Origin of the sequence: Promicromonospora sp. NPDC050262, assembly GCF_040655935.1 — a bacterium.
In the GTDB taxonomy this organism is placed as follows: Bacteria; Actinomycetota; Actinomycetes; order Actinomycetales; family Cellulomonadaceae; genus Promicromonospora.
The window spans coordinates 256,475-277,486 of sequence record NZ_JBFAKX010000001.1; the positions used below are offsets into that span (position 1 = coordinate 256,475).

Sequence of the window (21,012 nt, forward strand, 5' to 3'; positions counted from 1 at the left end):
CGCCCGGGCCGGACAACGAGTTGCCACTTGTTGCCCCGCCACCGTGCGCACCCGGCGGCAGGCGGTTGCCATCGCGGCCCGGCCGGCCGTCGGTCAGCCGTCGCGCGGGTCGGTCGGGCCGTCCGTGGCGCCGTCCGTGACGGCCTCCAGGTCGACGGCCACCGACCGGAAGCCCGCGGACCGCACGGCCCGCAGCACCTCACCGCGCAGGGGCTCCGCCGCCAGGCTCGCGAGGTCGGCGTGCGGCGCCTCGAGCCGCGCCAGGTCTCCGTGGTGCCGCACGCGGATCTCCTCGAGGCCGAGGCGCCTGAGCTCGCTCTCCGCGGCCTCGACCTGGACCGCCTCGTCCGCGACGGGGTCGGACGACGCGTCGGACGGCACGTCGGGCAGGTCGGTAGGCAGGGTCATGGCGTCATTCGAGGCGGCCGCGCCAGGGGCGGTCAAGGTGTTGCCACCTCTTGCCGGGCGCGTCAGAACGTGCCACGGCCGGGCCCCAGACGGCAAATGGTTGCCGTCGCCGTCCGCTCGCCGTACGCTCCCCGCGCATGGGCGAAACTGGCGAAACAGGGAGCTCTCGGACCAGACCGACCATCTACGACGTCGCCAGGGCCGCCGGCGTCGCACCCTCGACCGTCTCGCGGGCGTTCTCCCGGCCGGGGCGCGTCAACGCGGAGACGGCGGACCGCATCCGCCGCGTCGCGCACGAGCTCGGCTACCGGACCAGCCCCATCGGGCGCGGCCTGCCGGACGGCCGGACCGCGCTGCTCGCGATCGTCGTGGCCGACCTGACCAACCCGTTCTTCTTCGAGATCATCCGTAGCGCCGAGAAGACCGCCATCGACTCCGGGTACACGCTCCTCGTGGTGGACGCGCACGAGTCGAGCGGGGCGGAGCGCCGGGCCCTGGAGCGCACGCTGCCCCTGGTGGAGGGGGTCGTCCTCGCCACGTCGCGGCTGTCGGACGCGGCGATCCGGGCCGTCGCCAAGCAGCGGCCGACCGTGGTGATGAACCGCGTCGTCACGGACGTCCCGAGCGTGGTGACCGACAACGCGCAGGGGATGCGGCGCGCCGTCGAGCACCTGGCAGGCCTCGGCCACGCCCGGCTGACGTACCTGGCCGGCCCCGAGGCCTCCTGGGCCGACGGCATGCGCTGGCGTGCCTTCCGCGAGGCGACCCGGGAGCTCGGCCTGCGGGCGTGGCGCCTCGGCCCGTTCGCGCCGACGCTCGCCGGCGGGCTCTCGGCCGCCCAGGCCCTGACCACCCACTCCGCGACCGCGACCGTCGCCTACAACGACCTCGTCGCGATCGGCACGATGCGCGGGCTGACGCGGCTGGGGGTCGAGATACCGCGCGACCTGAGCGTCGTCGGGTTCGACAACATCTTCGGCTCCGACTTCTGCACCCCGCCGCTGACGACGGTCGCCTCTCCCCTGCGCCACTTCGGGACGTTCGCCGTCCAGCGCCTCCTGAACCAGCTGCGCGCCCCGTCGTCCGGCGCGTCGCCCGGCCTGTCGGCCCCGGCGCTGCTCCCGGCGAAGCTCGTCGAACGCGGCTCGACGGCCCGCCGCGCCTGACGGGACCCGCTGCCCGATCCTTTCTCGCACTTGCAGTCGGACACTCGTTCACCAGGCGGTCTGCGGCCGTAACCCGGGCCTTCACGGTCTCGGATCGCCTGGTGAACGCCTGTCCACCTCCACATCACGCACCGTCGTCCGGCGAGGTGGTGCGCGCACCTCGGGAGGGGCAACAAGTGGCAACTCGTTGTCCGGGGTTACCGCTCACCGCATAGTGACGTGGCGTAGGCACGGTCCCAGCCAGGCAAGGTCCTCGATGGAGAGGCAGGCCCATGGAACGCAGATCGACCCACCGCACGCTCGCCGCGATGCTCGGCGTGCTCGTGCTGCCGCTCACGGTGCTCCCCGCGCAGGCGGACGTCCCGGCCACCGCGCAGGCCACCGCGCAGGCTTCCGCGCAAGCCGCGACGGACCCCACCCGGCCCCAGGAGCCCGGCGTCACCCTGCGGGTGTTCGACGTCCAGGTCCCGCTGGACGACTACTGCACGCTGAAGCCGGGCCAGACGCCGAACGTCGACAAGCTGATGCCGACGATCGACTGGACCACGGCGGCGGACTTCGGCCTCGCCGACCGGTTCGTCACCGAGGTCACGGGCTACCTGAACGTGCCGGCCGCCGGCACCTACGACTTCCGCGTCACCAGCGACGACGGCGCGCGCCTGCTGCTCGACGAGACGCTGGTGGTGGACCACCCCGGCAAGCACGGGGCCACGCCGAAGGACGGGTCGGCCGCGCTGGAGGCCGGGTACCACGCGCTGCGCGTCGACCACTTCGACGGCGACTTCGGCCAGCAGCTCACGCTGGAGTGGCGCCCGCCGGGCGCCACCGGCTTCGTACTGGTGCCGAGCTCGGTGCTGAGCACCGACGCCGAGGTCACGCGCGTCACCTCGCCGGGCCGCAAGGTCTGCGAGGGGGTCGACGAGGCCCCGGGCGACGGCCTGCCCCTGACCGAGGTGCACCCCGACTACACGCTGACGAACCTGCGCCCGGACGGCTTCGAGCCGCAGGTCACGGGCATGGACTGGCTGCCGGACGGGCGCATGGCCATCGCCACGTGGGGCGGCGACCGTGAGACGGTGCTCGGCGAGGTGTACCTGGTCGAGAACGTGACGGGCGACGGTGGCGCCGACGACGTCACGTACACCAAGATCGCCGAGGAGCTCCAGGAACCGATGGGGCTCAAGGTCGTCGACGGCCGCATCTACGTCTCCGAGAAGCACGGGCTGACCGAGCTGGTGGACACCGACGGCGACGAGGTCACCGACGAGTACCGCTCGGTCGCGACCTGGCCGTTCGGCGGCAACTACCACGAGTTCGCGTTCGGCCTGCTGTACGAGGACGGCTACTTCTACGTCTCCACGGGCATCGCGATGGTGCCCGGCGGCGCGACGCGCGACCCGCAGCTCGTCGAGAACCGCGGCTCCGTGCTGAAGATCGACGAGGACACCGGCGAGGTCGAGTACCTCGCGGGCGGCCTGCGCACCCCGAACGGCCTCGGTTTCGGGGCCGACGGCGGCATGTACGTCACCGACAACCAGGGCATGCACGTGCCGACGTCGAAGCTGGTGCGCATCGAGGAGGGCGCGTTCTACAACCACTACACGAACCCGGACGGCCCGTACGACGACCAGCCGGTGACCGAGCCCGTGGTGTGGATGCCGCACGGCGAGATCTCCAACTCGCCGAGCAACCCCGTGATCCTCACGGAGGGCGTGTTCGAGGGCCAGATGGCGATCGGCGACGTGACGTACGGCGGCCTGCAGCGCGTCTACCTGGAGGAGGTCGCCGGCCAGGAGCAGGGTGCCGTGTTCCGCATGACGCAGGGGCTGGAGTCCGGCGTCAGCAGGACGAGCGTGGGCCCGGACGGCTCGATCTACGTGGGCGGCATCGGCTGGTCGGGCAACTGGGGCCAGGCGGGCAAGCTCGGCTACGGCCTGCAGAAGCTCACCTTCGACGAGAGCCGGGCGTTCGACATGCTCGAGATGCGCGCCGTCGACGGCGGCTTCGAGATCGAGTACACGCAGCCGCTCTCGCAGGAGACCGCCGAGGACCTGGCCGACAAGTACGAGGCGGCGCAGTGGCGCTACGTCTCCACACCGCAGTACGGCGGGCCCAAGGTCGACGAGGAGGACCTGGAGGTCACCTCGGCCACGCTGTCGCCGGACCGCAGGACCGTGACCCTGGCGATCGACGGGCTCAAGCCCGGCCGGGTGGTCAACGTGCACTCCCCGCGGCCGTTCGCGGCCGAGGGCGGCGCGGAGCTGTGGAGCACCGAGGCCTGGTACACCCTGAACCGGCTGCCGGACGGCACCACTCCGCCGCCCGTCTACGAGGCCGAGGCCGCCGACATCTCCGGCGGCGCCGGCTGGAACACCAACCACGCCGGGTACTCCGGCGCCGGGTTCGTGGACCGCAACTGGGAACCCGGCGCGCGCACCACGTTCGCGATCGAGGCCGACGAGGCGGGCCCGCACGACCTGACGCTGCGCTACGCGAACGGCCAGAACTCCGACCCCAGCCCGGTGCCGCGGTCGATGAGCCTGTACGTCAACGGCGTCAAGCAGCGGCAGGTCTGGCTCGACAGCACCGTGAGCTGGTCCAGCTGGCAGACGCAGACCGAGACCGTCGAGCTCCAGGAGGGCGCGAACACGATCGCCTACGCGTACGACGCCGACGACGTGGGGCACGTGAACCTCGACAGCCTCACCGTCACCCCCACCGAACGCATCCCCCTGTTCGACGGCGGCGACCTCGACGCGTGGGAGAAGGCGAGCGGCGGGCCCGCGACGTGGCCGGTCGCGGACGGCACGATGGAGTCCTTCGGCGGCGACATCCGCACCAAGGAGAAGTTCGGCGACTTCCGGATGCACGCCGAGTGGTACCAGCCCCAGCACGCCGACGACGTCACGGGTCAGGCGCGCGGCAACAGCGGCGTCTACATCCAGGAGCGCTACGAGGTGCAGGTGCTGGAGTCCTTCGGCATCGACCCGCCGGCCACGAACGACGCCGGCTCGATCTACCTGAAGAAGGCCCCGGACGTGAACGCCGCGACCGCGATGGGCACCTGGCAGACGTACGACATCGTGTTCCGCGCCGCGCGGTTCGCCCCGGACGGGACCAAGACCGAGGACGCCCGCCTCTCGCTCTGGTGGAACGGCCAGCTCGTGCACGACGACGTGGCGATCGACGGCAAGACCGGCAACGGCAGGAACGAGGGGCCGACGCCGGGCCACATCAAGCTCCAGGACCACGGGGACGCCGGCCCGAACCCGCGGTTCCGCAACGTCTGGATCGAGCGCCTGGCCGAGCAGGAGAGCACCCGGCAGGGCCTGACGTCGGGGGTCTCGGCGCGGCTCACGCCGTCGAAGGTCCCGGCGGGCAGCGAGGCGCTGTCGGTGGTGCGGGTGCTCGGCGCGAAGGGTCGCCCGGCGCCGACGGGGACCGTCCGGGTCACCGTCGGGGACACGTCGGTCAAGGCCACGCTCGGCCGCGGCCCCGCCCGGCTCCGGCTCCCGACCACGGGTCTGGAGGCGGGGGTGCACCCGGTGACCGTGGCGTACCTCGGCGACACGGTCTACCGGCGGAGCACGACGACGGTCTACCTGACCGTCCGCTGATCTGGTCCTTCGACTCCCTCGACGGAGAGGTTCAACTGATGGAACGTACCGCCCGCAACTCTGCCCGCACCGCGAAGCCGTGGCTCGCCGCGGCCGTGGCCGCCGCACTCTCCCTGCCGGTCCTGGCCGCGCCCGCGGGAGCCGCCGAGACCGGCGCGCCGGCCGGGACCAGCGCGTGCGCCTACGGCTACACCAGCCAGGCCACGGTCTGGTTCGGCGCCGACGCCGACTCCGGCGTGCCCAACCGCGAGACCCGGTCCGGCTGCACCGTGATGGACGAGATCATGGCCGACGCGCCGTTCGCGACGCACGGCGCGTTCGTCCGGACGGTCGCCTCGGTGACCCGGGGCCTCGTCCGCGAGCGGGTCCTCACCGGCCGCGAGCGCCGGGACGTCGTCCACGCCGCCGCCGTCTCGGAGGTGGGCCGGCCCCATCCGGTCACGGGCGGACGCTCCGTCGACCTCTCCGCGATCGGCCTGGTCGGCTACACGGTCCGCGCGACCATGCCCACCGACGCGGCCGGGACGCTCGCGGCGCTGGCCGGGTGCGGCTTCCGGAACATCGAGCCCTCGGGCAGCGCCGGCAACTTCTACGGCTACTCCGCCGCGGGGCTGGCGCCGCTCACGGACGCGGCGGGACTGGAGGTGCCGTCGCTCGGCGTCAGCCTGTCGAACCTGCAGAACGACGTCGACCTGGTGGTCGCCGAGGCGCACGCGATCGGGGCGAGGTACGTGCGCGTCTCGGGATCCGGCTCGTGGACCCTCGCGGACTACTCCCGGACCGCCGCGATCCTCAACGAGGCGGGTGAGCGGCTGAGCGCCGAGGGCATCCGGGTCGCCTACCACAACCACGGGTTCGAGTTCGAGACCGCGGAGAACGGGGTCACCGGCTATGACGTGCTGGTCCGGGAGACGAACCCGGCGTTCGTCACGATGGAGCTCGACGTGTACTGGGCGGCCAGCACGGACACCGCCGCCACCGACCTGTTCGCGCGGTACCCGGGCCGGTTCGAGCTGCTGCACCTCAAGGACATCGCCGAGAACGGCTCCTTCGCCGACGTCGGCGCGGGCACCATCGACTTCGCCGAGATCTTCGCCGCCGCGCCGCTCGCCGGGGTCCGGTACGGCTTCACCGAGCACGACCAGCCCTCGCCGGACGGCGTGACCTCCGCGTGCACCAGCCTCGGCTACCTCGCCGGGCTGCGCTACTGACGCACCGCCCTTCCTCCCGGGAGGGCGCCCCCGCACCATCCGACCCAGCACGAGGGAGTGTTGATGTCCGCACCGCACCGCCGGGCACACCGCCGGGCACTGGCCGCGACGACCGGTCTGGTCGTCGCGCTCGGCGCCCTGGTCCCCGCCACGACCGCCGCCACCGCCCACGACCTCCCGCCTGGCTCCGAGCACGCCGGCTCCGACCACGCCGAGGCCACCGCGTTCGACAAGGTCCCCCTGGTCACCGAAGGGCTCGCCGACCCGTTCGAGCTCGACGTGGCCGACGACGGCCGCGTCGTCTACATCCAGCGCACCGGCCAGGTGGTGGTGCTGGACCAGGAGACGCTGCGCCAGACCACGGCCCTGGACCTGGACTACTCGCTCGACCTGCTCACGCAGTCCGACGGCCTCCTGGGCCTGACCCTCGACCCGGACTTCACGGAGAACGGGTGGCTGTACCTGCTCTGGAGCGACCCCGACGTGGCGAAGATGAACCTCTCGCGGTTCACCATGGGGCCGGACGACACGATCGACCCGGCGTCGGAGGAACGCCTGCTCGACTACACCATCTGGCGGGGCGAGGGCCGCGCCAACTCGCACATGGCCGGCTCGCTCGCGATGGGCCCCGACGGCGACCTGTATGTCGCCACCGGTGACAACTCCGACCCGTTCGACCAGCAGGGCTACACCCCGATCGACGAGCGTCCCGGCCGCCGCGGCTGGGACGCGCAGGGCACGTCCGCCAACACGAACGACCTGCGCGGCAAGGTGCTGCGCATCACCCCGGAGGACGACGGCACGTACTCGGTCCCGGACGGCAACCTGTTCGCGCCTGGCACCGAGGGCACTCGTCCGGAGATCTACGGGATGGGCTTCCGCAACCCGTTCCGGATCACCGTGGACCCCGGGACCGGTGCGGTGCTCATCGGGGACTACGGGCCCGACGCCCGCGTGGCCGACCCGCTGCGCGGACCCGACGGCCAGGTCGAGTTCATCCGGATGACCGAGCCGGGCAACCACGGCTGGCCGTACTGCCACGCCGACAACCAGGCGTACATCGACTACGACTTCGCCACCGGGGCCTCGGGCGAGCCGTTCGACTGCGCCAGCCCGGTGAACGACTCCCCCAACAACACGGGCCTGCGCGAGCTCCCGCCGTCGCAGGAGCCGCTCGTCTGGTACGGCTACGGACCGTCCGAGGAGTTCCCCGAGCTCGGCTCCGGCGGAACGGCCCCCATGGGCGGCCCGGTCTACCGCTACGACCCGGGGCTCGACGTCAAGACGAAGTTCCCCGAGAGCTTCGACGGGCACTGGTTCGTCTCCGAGTACGCCCGCAACTACTACAAGGTGCTCTCGCTGGACGAGGCCACCGGCGAGCTCGCCTCGATCGACCCGTTCCTCGAGGGCGAGACGTTCGTCGCCCCGTTCGAGGCCGAGTTCGGCCCCGACGGCTCGCTCTACATCATCGACTTCGGCCGCGGGTCAGGCGCCGGCCGCGGTAGCAGCAACACCGACGCCGGCATCTACCGCGTCGACTACGCGGCCGACGGCCGGCGACCGATCTCGCGGTTCACCGCCGACGTCGACTCCGGCCACGAACCGCTCACCGTCGCCTTCGACGGCGCCACCAGCGAGAGCCCCGACGGGCTCGACATCACGTACGCGTGGGACTTCGAGAACGACGGCGTCGTCGACTCCACCGAGGCCGACCCGACGCACACCTACACCGACCGCGGCCAGTTCAGCGCGCGCCTGACGGTCACGGACAGCGAGGGGTTCGCCGGTGTCTCCGTGCAGAAGATCACGGTCGGCAACACCCGGCCGGACGTCTCCTTCGGGGCGCCGTTCCACGGCGGCTTCGCCGAGCTCGGCGACACCGTCCCGTACTCCGTCGACGTGGCCGACGCCGAGGACGGCTCCACCGAGGCGGGCACCATCGACTGCGAGCAGGTCACGGTGAACACCCAGCTCGGCCACGACACCCACGCGCACCCCCTGGACAACTACACCGGGTGCTCCGGGTCGGTGTTCCTCGACCCGGCGGACCACGGGGTGGGGCAGAACGTCTACCCCGTGCTCGGGGCGGGCTACGAGGACCTCGGCGCCGACGGCGTCCCGGCGCTGGCCGGCCAGGACACCAACCGTCTGCAGGTGCGCGACAAGGAGGCCGAGTTCTACGCCGACAGCTCCGGCGTCACCGTGTCGGACGGCGCGGACGCCCGCGGCGGCCGGCTGGTGACCGACGTCGACCGCGGCGACTGGATCGCGTTCGGCCCGGTCGACCTGCGCGGCATCGACGCGCTGACGGTCGGCGCCGTCCGCGGCGCCGCCGACGCGACCGTCGAGGTGCGGGCCGGCAGCCCGACCGGGCGCAAGCTCGGCCAGGTCACGGTCGCCGCGGCCACCGGCGCCGCGCAGGTGGTCTCGCCCACGATCGACCTCCAGGAGGAGGGCGGCGCGACCACGCTCTACCTCGTCGCGAAGAGCAAGCGCGAGCCGGCCGACGGCGCGAACCTCGGTCTCGACTGGCTCGTCTTCCACGGGCGCGGCGTCGCCGACGCCACCGCCCCGGTCGTGACGGCCGAGGCCAGCCGTACCGGCGGCCGTGCGGGCCTCTCGGTGGACCTGTCCGGGTCCGCCGTGGCGCCCGAGGGGCGTGAGATCGCCGCCTACCAGTGGGACCTGGGCGACGGGACCACCGCGGCCGGGCAGACCGTCACGCACGTCTACGAGGAGCCGGGCCGGTACACGGCGCGGCTGATCGCGACGGACAGCGAGGGCACCCGCGACTGGACCACGGTCGAGCTGACGGTGCGAGGCACCCGGGGCTGAGCCCGCCCGGCACCAGCACGAAGGCCGGCCCGGACCACCGCACGGTGGTCCGGGCCGGCCTCTCCCCGCCGAGGACCTACTCCGCGAGGATCTCCCTGCTCAGCTCGTCCATCTCCGCGAAGACGTCGTCCTCGCGCTGCCCGGTGAAGTAGCCCTCCATCAGCGGGCTGATCGCCGAGCCCATCTTCTGGCCGCCGGCGAACACCGGCGTCTCGAAGAGCGTCCCGTCCACGAACTGCTGGGTGTAGGGCGTGACGTCGATCCCCTGGTCGAGCAGGGCGGCCTGCGTCTTCTCCATCGACGAGTCGATCGACGGGAAGAACGTGCCGTCGGCGCCGGCGACGTCCTGGCACTCGGGCGAGTTCATGTAGGCGACCCACTTGAACGCCGCCTCCGGGTGCTTGGTGCCCGCCCAGACGGAGTCCGCGTTCGAGTTGGAGAGCCCGGCGCGCTGCCCGTCCTCGCCCAGCACCGAGGGCGCGATCCCGACGTCGACGCCGTCGAGCGCGAAGAACGTCGTCGCGTACCAGGACCCGCCCGAGACCATGGCGACGCTCCCCGTGCCGAGCTGCTCGGCCGGGCCGAGCGTGAACTGCCCCTCCACCGGGGACAGGCCGCGCTCGCCGAGGCCGCGCAGGTACTTCGCCGTCTTCACGAACCGCTCGTCCTCGTACTGGAAGGTCGTGGGAAAGCTGTCCTTGTCGCCCAACTCCCAGCCGGTGGTCGACGCGAAGTTGGCCCAGGTGTCCTGGCCGTTGATCCCGTTGGACCCGAGGCTGTTGATCCCGTAGGTCGCCACGTTGTCCTTGTCGAAGCCCGGCTCGTCGCCCCGCACCCCGTTCTCGTCGACCGTGAGGCGGGCGACGACCTTCTCGAAGGTGCCGCCGTCGTCGGGGTTCCAGGTCATGTTCTGCACGTCGTCCTCGGTGAGGCCGGCCTCGGCGAGCTTCGCCTTGTCGTAGAAGAACCCGACCGTGGCCCAGTCCTTCGGCAGGCCGTAGGTGGCCCCGTCGCTGTACGTCCAGGTGTCGACGCCGACGCCGAGCTGCCCGACGTCGTAGCCCGACTCCTCGATCAGGTCGTCGAGCGCGAGCAGCTGCCCCTGGTCCACGAACTCGGGGTAGTTGGAGGTGTGGTCCATGAACGTGTCCGGGGCGTTGCCGGCCACGAAGCCCGCGGTGAGCTTGGTCCAGTAGTCGTCCCAGGCGTACTGCTGCACCTTGACCTCGATACCGGGGTTGGCCTGCTCGAACGGCTCGACGCACTTGCCCCACGACACCGCCTGCTTGTCGTCCCAGGTCCACCACTGGATCGTCCCGGTGGCGGCGTCGCCGTCCCCTGCCCCTCCCGCGCCGCACGCCGAGAGGGCGAGCAGCGTCGCCGCGCCCCCGAGCGCGAGGAGGGTACGTGCCGGTGTGTTCCTGCGGTGCGGCCGGGGCCTCGCGGTGGCGCTGGTCCGGTGCCGATCGACGGTGATCATGGTCCAGACCGTAGGGGCGGCCGCCGTCCTCCGGAATGGGGAGTTCTGCGGCGGGGCCTGGACGATTCGACGGCCCACCTGTGGACACCACCGCCTCGCCCGGCTAACGTTCCGGCCATGACGTCGCACCTGATCTCCCTCGACTGGTGGCCCGCCGACTAGGCGGGCTCGCGACGCATCCACACACGTCCACGACCGCCTCGCCCGAGGCGGTCGTTTCGTGTTTCCGCGAGACACCCGGTCCCGGGCGGGCACCCGAACCGAGAGGTCTCGCATGCCCCACACCGCTCGCCCCGCCCCCCAGCACCCCCTCCTCGACCGGGTCCTGGCCTCCGACGGGTCGCTCCCCTTCGCCCTCCTGCGCCGCCACGGCGGCACCGAGGTCGAGGTGCTGACCGGCGACGTCGTCGACGCCGACCTCCTGCGCGACATCCCGCTCGACGGCGCGCCCGTGCTCGCCGTCGTCCCCTACCGCCAGGCCCGCGAGCGCGGCTTCACCGTGCAGGACGACGGTGCACCGCTGCGCTGCCTCGTCGTGCGCGAGTCGGAACGCCTCGCCCTGTCCGACGCCGTCGCCGCGCTGCCGCCCGAGCCCGTGGCCGCCGGGCCGCTGGGCTTCGACATCCCCGACGACGAGTACGCGGGCATCGTGCGCCGCGTGATCGACGACGAGATCGGGCAGGGCGCGGGCGCCAACTTCGTGGTGATGCGCAGCTTCGAGGCCCGCACCGACGCCGGCCCCGTGCCCACGCTGGCCTCGTGGTTCCGCGCCCTGCTGACGCACGAGGTCGGCTCGTACTGGACGTTCGCGATCCACGCCCCGGCGCCCGCGGCCGCCGTCGGCCCGGCCGCGGGGGCGGTGTCCCTGGCGGGCGCCACCCCCGAGCGGCACCTGACCCTGCACGACGGCCTGGCCCGGATGAACCCGATCAGCGGCACCTACCGGCATCCGGCGTCGGGCCCGACGCGGGAGGGCGTGCTGGAGTTCCTGAGCGACACCAAGGAGAACGAGGAGCTCTTCATGGTGGTCGACGAGGAGATGAAGATGATGAGCGCGCTGTGCCCGGACGGCGGGCGCATCGTGGGCCCGTACCTCAAGCAGATGGCGCGGCTCAGCCACACCGAGTACCTGCTGGAGGGCCGCACCACCGTGGACCCGCGCGACGCGCTGCGCCTGACGATGTTCGCGCCGACCGTGACCGGGTCGCCCATGGAGAACGCCTGCACGGTCATCGCCCGGCACGAGACGCGCCCGCGCGGCTACTACTCGGGGTTCCTGGCCCTGTTCGAGCCGGAGGCCGCGGCCGAGGTCGAACTCGAACCCGGGGCCGCGGGCTACTCGCTCGACGCCCCGATCCTCATCCGCACCGCCTACCTGCACCCCGACGGCCGCGTGTCCGTGCCCGCCGGGGCCACCCTCGTGCGGCACTCCGTGCCGGAGCACGAGGTGGCCGAGACCCGCGCCAAGGCGGCGGGGGTGCTCGCCTCGCTCGGCCTGGTGGCGCGGGGTGCGGGGCCCGACGCCGTCGTCGACCTGAACGCGCAGCCCGGCGTCGCCGAGGCGCTGACGGCGCGCAACCACCAGCTCGCCGAGTTCTGGGTCCGGCCGCAGGAAGCCGGAGAGTCGCCGCTGGCCGGCCGGGACGTGCTCGTGGTCGACCACGAGGACCAGTTCACGACGATGCTCGCCCACCAGCTGGGCCACCTGGGCATGAACGCCCGCGTGGTCCGGTGGGACGCGGTGGAGGACGTGCTCGCCGACGACCTGGTCGTGCTCGGCCCGGGCCCGGGCGACCCGCGCGACCAGGAGGACCCCCGCATCGCCGCCCTCACCCGGCGGATCCTGGAGCGCGTCACCGCGGGCCGGCCGCTGCTCGCCGTCTGCCTCAGCCACCAGGTGCTCGCGGGCCTCGCCGGCTTCCCGCTGCGCGCGCTGCCCGCACCCCGGCAGGGCGTGCGGCTGGACGCCGACGTGTTCGGCACGACGGCCGCCATCGGCTACTACAACACCTTCGGCGCGCACCTGACGACGGTCTCCGCGGCCGCCGCCGACAACCCGGTGGCGCGGCTCGCGCTGGAGCCGTCCGTCGACACGGACGGCGTGCTGACGGCGCTGCGCGGGCCGGGGGTGGCGTCGGTCCAGGGTCACCTGGAGTCGGTGCTGTCGGCCGACGGCATCACCGTGCTCGACACCCTCGCGCGCCATGCCCTGGGCGTCCCGGGCCGGGTGGTCTCCGGCGGGCCGGCGCGGTGAGCGCGACGCCGTCCGGGTGACCGGCCGGGTCACGCGGGCGGCGTCGTCCCCAGCCTCGTCAGGGTGGTGACGGCCAGCTCCGCGAGCGCAGCCGCCTGCTCGCCGAGCACGGAGTCGTCGAACCGGACCTTGGCGGAGTGGTTGGAGGGCGCGGCGTCGGCGGGGACGTCGTCGGGCCGGGCGCCGAGCTGGATGAAGCAGCCGGGCACGCGCTGCAGCACGTAGGAGAAGTCCTCCGCGCCCATGATCGGCTCGGGCCGCTCGACGACCCGGTCGGGCCCGTAGAGGCCGGTCAGGACGGTGCGGGTGTGGTCCCACATGCCGGCGTCGTTGACCGTCACCGGGTACTCCGGTTCGAGGACGACGTCGGCAGTGCAGCCGTGGGCGGAGGCGATGCCCTGGACCAGCCGCGGGAGCTCGGCCGTGAGCTGGGCCAGCGACGCGTCCGACAGCGTGCGCACGGAGGCCGTGAGCTCGGCCGTGTCTGGGATGACGTTGGAGGCGGTGCCCGCGTGGAGCTGGCCCACGGTGATCACCACGGGGTCGAACACGCTGACGCGGCGGGTCACGTAGGACTGCAGCGCCAGCACGATCTCGGCCGCGACCGGCACGGGGTCCACGGACATCCAGGGCGACGAGCCGTGGCCGCCCCTGCCGTGCACGGTGATGTCCAGGATGTTGACGCCGGCCCAGGCGGGGCCCGGCCGGGAGACGAACAGGCCCTTGTCGTACAGGCCGGTGACGTGGATCCCGAAGGCGGCGTCCACGGGCGTGCCGGCCGCGTCAAGGACGCCCTCGGTGATCATCGGCAGCGCCCCGCCGGGGCCCTCCTCACCGGGCTGGAACATGAACACGACGTTGCCCGCGAGCTCGTGCTTCCTGGCACTGAGCAGGCGGGCCGCGCCGACCAGGCCGGCCACGTGCAGGTCGTGCCCGCACGCGTGCATCGCCCCGGTGGTGGAGGCGAACGGCTCGCCCGAGTCCTCGACGACCGGCAGGGCATCCATGTCGCCGCGCAGCAGCACCGTGGGCCCCTGCCCCGCGGGCTGGAGGTCCCCGCGCAGGACGGCGACCACGGAGCTGAGCCCCGTGCCGGTGGTGATCTCCAGCGGCAGCCCGTCCAGGGCTTCGAGCACGGCCGCCTGCGTTCCCGGCAGGTGGAGGCCGATCTCGGGGTGCTGATGGATGCGCCGTCGCAGGGCGACCAGGTCGGGTTGGATCAGTGCCGCGTCGTCGAGTAGGGCCACGGTGCCAGAGCCTACGCGGCGTGGTCGAGGGGTGAATTCCGCTCCGTGCCGCACCGCCGTGTGGCGCCCGCGCTCCGTGCGCAGTAGGCCTGATAGTGCCGACCATGGCACATGGAGGTAGTCATGCAGGAGAAGAAGCACCAGACGCGGCTCAGGCACTGGCTTGCAGCCCTTGCCGGCGCGTTCTCACTCGTCGGTGCGTCCGTGACCGCCGCGCCCGCGAGCGCCGCGGCGTGGGAGGACGACCTCGTCGTCACCGACACCTACTACATACCGGCGCAGGACCGCTACGTGCAGGCACGCTGCCGCGTGGATGTCCGTCCCATCGGGGCCAAGAATCTGCCTGGCTACGTGACCGTGAAGGGCAAGGTGCGATGCAACCACAAGCTGTTGGCGGGCGGTGACGTCGGGTTCAGCCTGGGAAGCCACGACGGGACGGCGGGTTCCTTCCACGCCGACCTGCGACGCATCCGCAAGGGCAGCAAGCCGGACAAGAACGCCACGTTCTCCGAGCGTGTCTACATCTTCCCGTCCGACTACTCCCGCGCCGGAGGACCAGGGACCTGGGCCGTCCGTGCCCTGGGGCTCGACGCCGACATCCGGACGGTCGACCGCGGACGGTGGTGGCTGTCGGGCAACGCGTCGAGGACCGTCGAGACCTTCCGGGCCTACTGAGGCCGGGAAGCACCGCTCGTGCCGCACGGACGGCTCTCGCGGGTCGACGTCCTGCACGTCCTCCGGCTCGGACGTGCCGGCAGTTCGGCACGGCCAGCAGCACCGTCGCGCGAGTGTGAGCGTGTCCGGGAGGAACCCGGTGCACCTGAGGGAGGGACCCCGTCACAAGGCCTTCAGGCCGATCCAGCCCGATAGCGTCGCGCGGGACATGGACCGTCCAGCGAAGGGGATCCGATGAAGGCCGACCACTACGACGAGTTCGCCGCCAGCTACGACGCCGAGAACGCCGGGAGCCTCCTCAACGCCTGGTACGAACGACCGGCCATGGTCCGCCTCGCCGGCGACGTGCGCGGTCGCAAGATCCTCGACGCGGGCTGCGGCTCCGGACCGCTGTCCGCGGAGCTGCGTGACCGCGGTGCCGACATGACCGGGTTCGACGGCAGCCCCGCGATGATCGAGCTCGCCCGCCGCAAGCTCGGTGACGACGTCCCGCTGACCGTCGCAGACCTCGGGGAGCCGCTGCCCTACGCGGATGACACCTTCGACGACGTCGTCTCCTCCCTCGTGCTGCACTACCTCGAGGACTGGGACTCGCCGCTCACCGAGCTGCGCCGGGTCCTCAAGCCCGGCGGCCGCCTCATCCTCTCCGTCAACCACCCGCTCGTGCGCCCCTTCTTGTTCCCGGAGGAGAACTACTTCGCCGTCCGCCAGTTCTCGGAGGAGTACGAGTTCGCGGGCCAACCGGGGACGCTGACCTTCTGGCACCGCCCCCTGCACGCGATGACCGACGCCTTCGCCGCCGCCGGGTTCAGCATCGCGTCCATGGCCGAACCCGCGCCGTCGCCGGACACGCCGCCCGAGCTCCTCCCGCCACGCATCGCGAGCGGTGAGCGGACCGCGTTCGTGTCCTTTCTCTTCTTCGTCCTCGAGGCCCGCTAGACCCCACGCGTCCTGACCGGCCGGGGCAGCTCCCGGCAACGGCCAGATCGGCCGCGAGCCAGCCGCTCGTGGTCCCGCAGTCGACGTACCGGCCGCGCACGGGTGTCGTGGTCCTTCGCGTACTCGCCGAGGGCATCCGTGGCCTGATACTCGCCTCGCCTACCGCAGGCCGGAGAAGGAGGGACCGGCTGATGTTGGCGTACGCCTCAGGGGCTCTGCCCCCAGCAGCGCCCATCTCGGGGTCATGGCTGCAGTAGTGACGGACCTGACGGCCGGCCTCGCCCGGGGCGACCACGAACGTATTGATGGGCTTCGCGAGCGGGTTCTTGTCGTCTCGTCAGTGGTCGTCAGGTGGGGTGGGTCCAGGAGAGGTCGGGGTGCCGGGACCGGGTGCGGGCTCGAGCAGGTGACCGGCTGGGTCGATTCGCCGGGCGTGGTTGGTGGGGTGGTGGGCTGGGTCGGTAGGCGATCGCGCTGTGGGTGGGGGTGGTGTGGCAGCCGATCTGGTAGCGGCTGCGTGGGGTGTGGCCGGGTGCGGGGCCGGTCATGCCGACGGCGGGGGTCCAGGCCGGGGTCGCCGCGGCGCGGTCTCGGGTCGGGGTGGTCTCCTGAGCGGCACCGGCTTGCCCGGTCGCAGAAGCGTCACGGGACCCCGTGACTTTCGTGGCGGCCTGGGCCCCCACCATTGTTCCCGCCCGACGAGCCGCCAGCGCAGGGTCACCGAGCGTGGCGGAACGTCCGACCTGGTCGGGAGTCCGGCCCGGCATCGCATCAGGGACCGCTGCCCTGCTACTGGTCCTGGCAGGTGTTGGTGGTGCGGGCGCGACCGAGACATACGTGTGCCCCGTGGGTGTGACCGTCTCGACCGCGTGCCGGCCGTCGAGCTGGGTAGTCTTCTGTCGCCAGCCCGATGCCTGCTTGGCGTGGTTGCACCTGGCGCACAAGCCCTGGCCGTTGTCGAGGCTGGTCGGGCCGCCTTCGGCGTGCGGGGTGACGTGGTCCGTGTGCCGGATCGGGGCGTCGCACCACGTGGTGGCGCAGATCCCCTGCTCCCGGGCACGCAACAGTGCGGCCAGGCCGTGGGGGTGGAACCGGGACGTCGACGTGGTCGCCAGCAGTCGGCCGTGCGGGTTGACGTAGATCGACCGGAGCCACGCGGTGTCGGTGTCGATCGCGTGTGCCGCCAGGTTCCGGGCGATCGGGGCCGGGACCGTGCCGACCCCTGCGGGGGTGCCTTCGAGGACTACGCCGGGCTGGTCACCACCGGCCAGCAGGGTCTCGTCGGAGACGAGCAGGTTGATCGTGACCGGCACATCACCCGCGTGTCCGGGGTCGCGTCCGGTAACCCGTTCGATCAGGGTGTCGGCCATGATCTGCCCGACCCCGCGCTCGTCCCCGCCCGCCTTGGTGGTCTCGGCGGTTGCCTTGAGCTGGGCGTAGGCCTGTACGCCCTGCGCCATGGGGACCAGGGCTGTCAGGTAGACCATCAGGTCGGGTGCCGGACGCACCGACACCCGCCGCTCCGACACCGCCCTCGCGTTCCGCTTCACACACGCGTGCACGTCCAGCCGGGCGGCGAGTTCCTTGATGCGGGCGACCAGACGGCGGGTGCCCATCTTCGCCAGCTCCGCCAGGTGCGCCGGGCCGCAGATCTCCTCGTCGATCAGGCCACGGTGCTCCACGGACAGGTGGGAGGTCTCGCGGACCAGGAGCGTGGCCCGCCACGACGACAACACCCCGGCCTGCAGGGCGGTGAAGGTGTGGGGCATCTGCGTGACCCACACCCGGGCCGTGCTCACGAACCCCGCACCGGCGTGCGGGCTCACCCGTAGCGCGGCACCGACCTGGTTCGGCACACCACGACCCTGCCGTTCGGTACGGATGCTCTGCCGGGCCTCCTCGGTCCGGGTCGCCTCGTCCAACGCGACCGTGAGCCGTGCTTGGGTCGCGGTGACCGTGTTCTTCACGGCCTCTAGCTCACCGAGCAGGTCGACCCACTCGGCCTGCACGGCCCGCGCATCCACGACGGAGTCAACAGCACCAGACCTGGTGTCAGTGGCTCCGGGCGCGATCATGCCTGCCAGTAGTTCCCGCACCGCCCGCACACCCGCCACGTCAACGACCCCGCCGGGCACAGACGCGAGCGCACCGGACGACACGGCACCACCGCGCGGCGGAGCACCACCGTGCTGCGGCGCGCCGTCGGGCAGCACAAAGCGAGCAGGCTGTACACCCGCCGCCGTCAGCACCTCACTCGTTCGCGTCATGCCATCAACATATGGCACACCCGTTCGCACCGCTCGCTGAACCAGCCCACTCTGCCAACAGCAGAATCGGCTGCGAATCTCGTGGACACAGCTTGGAACCCGGCGGCTAGCGGCCCAGACCTGCCACCCTCCGCCACAGCCCAGCCTGACCTGCTACGACCACCGACCCCATGGAATCAACCATCGGACCAGGCCGCCGCGCCGCGGCCAGAGCACACCGGAGTTCAGTGCATCACGGCGAGCAGCACGCCAACGCCCACGAACAGGCTGCCGAACACGCGGTTGACGACCCGCGACCCCGCCTCGCCCGCGGTCAGCCGGCCGAGCCCGCGAGCGGTCGTGGCGAAGAAGAACCACATGACCACGACGTCGATGACGACGACGGTCGCGGCGAGCACCGCGTACTGACCGAGCAGCGGGCGGTCCGGCTGCACGAACTGCGGGACGAACGCGAGGAAGAACACGACCGCCTTCGGGTTCATCAGGTTGACCAGGAGTCCGCGCCGGAACATCGACCCGGCGGGCTCGGGCGGCCGGGCGCCGCCGACGGCGTCCGCCCCGGGACCGGTCCGGGCCAGGAACTGCCGCACGCCGAGGTAGACCAGGTACGCCGCGCCGGCGTAGCGGATGGTGTCGAAGAGCCACGGCGTGCTCGCGACGAGCACGCCCACGCCCGCCGCCACGATCACGAGGTGTACGAGCAGCGCCGCCTGCTGGCCGAGGATCCCCCAGATCGAGCGCGCCCAGCCGGACGCCATGGCGTTCGACATGGTGTTGATCGCGCCCGCGCCGGGCGTGAGGGAGATCAGGACGCCCGCCCCGACGAGGGCGAGCCAGAGGGAGAACGGCACGGCGGTCAGCGTACGGGCACACCCGGCGCCGCCGGACGACGTTCCATGGCCGGCACGACCTGGACCCGCTCGTTAGCACAACGCTAACAATCTCGCGCTTTAAACACTAATATCCCATTCACGTTGCACTGTCCGTGTCGCCTACTTAACGTATGGAACGCGAACACTGTTCCGCTCACCGATATCGACCGGTGATTTCCCGTACCCATTGAAAGGAAGCTCTCATGAGCCTCGTTGACATCATCTCGACCCTGCTCGACAACCTGGGCCTGACCCTCGAGCAGATCCTGTGCCTGCTGGGTCTCTGACCTGGCGCTGAGCCGCTGATCCGGTGGGCCCCGACGCGGGCCGCCGGTCGCGTAGCTGGATTCACTCCCCCAGCAGACGAACTCCCCTCGCTGAATTCCGCGAGGGGAGTTCCTGCTTTTGCGTCGCACGCAACCATCATTGCGTCCACGCATTCTTTGACGTCCGGCTGGACAATTCATCAGCGCACACATAAAGGCGCCGAGAACAGGTCAGCTCCCGAACGTCTCCAGCAGCGTCGACCGCTCCGCCTCCGTGAGGTTGGTCGCGATCAGCTTGCCCCGCATGCCGTGGAACCGTTCGCCCACCCGGTCGATGTCGCCGTCCTGGGTCACGGCGAACAGCGCGGAGGTGCCGACCGTGACCTGCTCCCGGATCGTCTCGAGCTGGGTGCGGTCGATGCCCACCGCCTCGGTATGTTTCGCCAGCGCGCCGATCGCTGCACCCGCGGCCGCGCCGATGAGCGGCATGAAGAACAGCGTGCCCAGGAGCAGCCCCCAGAACGCGCCCCATCCGGTGCCTCGCCACTCGTTCTCGTGGGCCTGCTTGGTGGTGGGGGTCGCCTGCCCGACGGGCCAGGACACCACGGCGTGGTCGACCACCGTGATCAGCCCTTCCGACGCGGCCTGCTTGAGGTTCCCCGCCGCGGCCTGCGCGCCGTCGGGGTCGTCGAACTTCCACACGGTGAACGTGGTCATCGTTGATCCTCATCCTCCTGGCACCATCGAGGCCCCCGCCTCTCGATCGTCGCACCGGGGTGCCTGCCGCGCCTGCCGAACCGCGACGTGGCCCGAGCACGCGCACGGAGACCGCGACCGCACGTCACACGGCGGGCGGCGGGACCCGTCGCTCGACGTTCGCGGGCGGAGGAGCGTCCACCGCCCAGGCGGCAGCGCGCGGGCGGAGCGCGGCGCCCAGGGCGGCGACGGTCGCCGACGACACGGCGGCGCCCTCCGTCGGACCGTGCCAGAACCGCAGCCGGAGCGTCGTGCGGGCCGGGTCGGCGGCGACGTACAGCAGGTCCGGCGGCGGAGCGGGCAGCACGCCGGGCACGGCCGACACGGCCAGCAGCACACCGTCGGTCTCGTCGTCGCGCAGGTCCGCGAGCCGCACCTCGACCTCGCTGCGGCGGGCTCCCGGCGCGGACCCGTTCACGAGCGGCTCGGCGATCACCAGGGAGTTGGGGACGTGCACCTGCACGCCGTCGTACGTCTCCAGGACCACGGTGCGGTTGTTGAGCTCCTTGACGGTGCCCACCCACGAGCCGAACGCCATCTCGTCGCCCACCACGACCGGCATCCTGGTCTGCAGCACGATCCCGGCGCCGAAGTTGTCGGCCAGGCCCCGCGCGGTCAGGACCACCACGATGCCGACCACGACCGCCACGGTGAGGATCGGCTGGGTCTGCGCGCCGAGGAACCCGAGCGCCACCCCGATGCCCGCCAGCAGCACGAGATAGTGCACGGCACGCACCACCGCGTCCCGGACCTGCGGGTGCAGCCCCTTGATCCGCGCCGTCGCCGCGAGCGCCGCGCGGCGCGCGTACCGGGTCGCCAGCCAGGTGGCCAGCAGGGTCAGGACGGCCAGGAGGACGTCCCAGCCGTCCAGGTCGTCCGTCGAGAAGAACTGCGCGATCGCGTCGCCCACGGCAGTCATCGGTGGGCTCCCGAGCCGTTGTCCGTCGCCACGCGCGCTCCCGTCGTCGGGTGGGCCGAACGTGCTCAGAGGCTACGTTCGGCGGGTGGTCGCCGCGCGC

14 protein-coding genes are annotated in these 21,012 nt (G+C 72.1%); 7 read left to right on the forward strand and 7 right to left on the reverse strand.

Translation table 11 applies throughout. The features are described 5' to 3' along the window. Positions 1 to 93: 93 nt before the first annotated feature. Positions 94 to 408, reverse strand: coding sequence for a hypothetical protein (locus AB0I29_RS01155; RefSeq protein ID WP_285103471.1), 315 nt, complete (start codon positions 406 to 408; stop codon positions 94 to 96). A gap of 137 nt (positions 409 to 545) precedes the next feature. On the opposite strand from AB0I29_RS01155, the gene AB0I29_RS01160 reads away from it, so the two are divergent. The 4 genes from AB0I29_RS01160 to AB0I29_RS01175 all read left to right on the forward strand — a co-directional run bounded on the left by AB0I29_RS01160 (position 546) and on the right by AB0I29_RS01175 (position 9,237). Further along, a complete protein-coding gene (locus tag AB0I29_RS01160; RefSeq protein WP_357476993.1) occupies positions 546 to 1,574 on the forward strand; it encodes a LacI family DNA-binding transcriptional regulator in 1,029 nt (342 codons plus the stop codon). 272 nt (positions 1,575 to 1,846) lie between these two features. After that, positions 1,847 to 5,191 carry a family 16 glycoside hydrolase gene (locus tag AB0I29_RS01165; protein ID WP_357476996.1) on the forward strand — a complete coding sequence of 1,115 codons (3,345 nt, stop codon included), beginning with the start codon at positions 1,847 to 1,849 and terminating at the stop codon, positions 5,189 to 5,191. Positions 5,192 to 5,229: 38 nt separating this feature from the next. After that, positions 5,230 to 6,402, forward strand: coding sequence for a sugar phosphate isomerase/epimerase (locus AB0I29_RS01170; protein ID WP_357477000.1), 1,173 nt, complete (start codon positions 5,230 to 5,232; stop codon positions 6,400 to 6,402). Between the two features lie 63 nt (positions 6,403 to 6,465). Further along, positions 6,466 to 9,237 carry a PKD domain-containing protein gene (locus AB0I29_RS01175; protein WP_357477003.1) on the forward strand — a complete coding sequence of 924 codons (2,772 nt, stop codon included), beginning with the start codon at positions 6,466 to 6,468 and terminating at the stop codon, positions 9,235 to 9,237. 76 nt (positions 9,238 to 9,313) lie between these two features. On the opposite strand, the gene AB0I29_RS01180 is transcribed toward AB0I29_RS01175, so the two are convergent. Then, complete coding sequence (locus tag AB0I29_RS01180) at positions 9,314 to 10,717, reverse strand: sugar ABC transporter substrate-binding protein (RefSeq protein ID WP_357477006.1); 1,404 nt, start codon at positions 10,715 to 10,717, stop codon at positions 9,314 to 9,316. A 274-nt stretch (positions 10,718 to 10,991) separates the two neighbouring features. On the opposite strand from AB0I29_RS01180, the gene AB0I29_RS01185 reads away from it, so the two are divergent. Beyond that, positions 10,992 to 12,971 carry a chorismate-binding protein gene (locus AB0I29_RS01185; RefSeq protein WP_357477008.1) on the forward strand — a complete coding sequence of 660 codons (1,980 nt, stop codon included), beginning with the start codon at positions 10,992 to 10,994 and terminating at the stop codon, positions 12,969 to 12,971. Between the two features lie 29 nt (positions 12,972 to 13,000). Here the strand turns inward: AB0I29_RS01185 and AB0I29_RS01190 are convergent, their stop codons facing one another. Then, a complete protein-coding gene (locus tag AB0I29_RS01190) occupies positions 13,001 to 14,218 on the reverse strand; it encodes a M20 family metallopeptidase (RefSeq protein WP_285103458.1) in 1,218 nt (405 codons plus the stop codon). A gap of 123 nt (positions 14,219 to 14,341) precedes the next feature. Between AB0I29_RS01190 and AB0I29_RS01195 the strand changes: the two genes are divergently transcribed. Together AB0I29_RS01195 and AB0I29_RS01200 are read left to right on the forward strand one after the other, a co-directional pair. Beyond that, complete coding sequence (locus AB0I29_RS01195) at positions 14,342 to 14,893, forward strand: hypothetical protein (protein ID WP_357477012.1); 552 nt, start codon at positions 14,342 to 14,344, stop codon at positions 14,891 to 14,893. Between the two features lie 234 nt (positions 14,894 to 15,127). After that, positions 15,128 to 15,832, forward strand: coding sequence for a class I SAM-dependent methyltransferase (locus AB0I29_RS01200; RefSeq protein ID WP_357477015.1), 705 nt, complete (start codon positions 15,128 to 15,130; stop codon positions 15,830 to 15,832). Between the two features lie 347 nt (positions 15,833 to 16,179). On the opposite strand, the gene AB0I29_RS01205 is transcribed toward AB0I29_RS01200, so the two are convergent. The 4 genes from AB0I29_RS01205 to AB0I29_RS01220 form a co-directional block, all read right to left on the reverse strand. Beyond that, a complete protein-coding gene (locus AB0I29_RS01205; RefSeq protein ID WP_357478099.1) occupies positions 16,180 to 17,907 on the reverse strand; it encodes a DUF222 domain-containing protein in 1,728 nt (575 codons plus the stop codon). A 416-nt stretch (positions 17,908 to 18,323) separates the two neighbouring features. Next, complete coding sequence (locus AB0I29_RS01210; protein ID WP_357477018.1) at positions 18,324 to 18,950, reverse strand: LysE family transporter; 627 nt, start codon at positions 18,948 to 18,950, stop codon at positions 18,324 to 18,326. 518 nt (positions 18,951 to 19,468) lie between these two features. Beyond that, positions 19,469 to 19,954 carry a DUF1269 domain-containing protein gene (locus AB0I29_RS01215; RefSeq protein ID WP_285101438.1) on the reverse strand — a complete coding sequence of 162 codons (486 nt, stop codon included), beginning with the start codon at positions 19,952 to 19,954 and terminating at the stop codon, positions 19,469 to 19,471. Between the two features lie 124 nt (positions 19,955 to 20,078). Further along, entirely contained in the window at positions 20,079 to 20,912 is an 834-nt protein-coding gene (locus AB0I29_RS01220) for a mechanosensitive ion channel domain-containing protein (protein ID WP_357477022.1), read from the reverse strand. Positions 20,913 to 21,012: the final 100 nt, after the last annotated feature.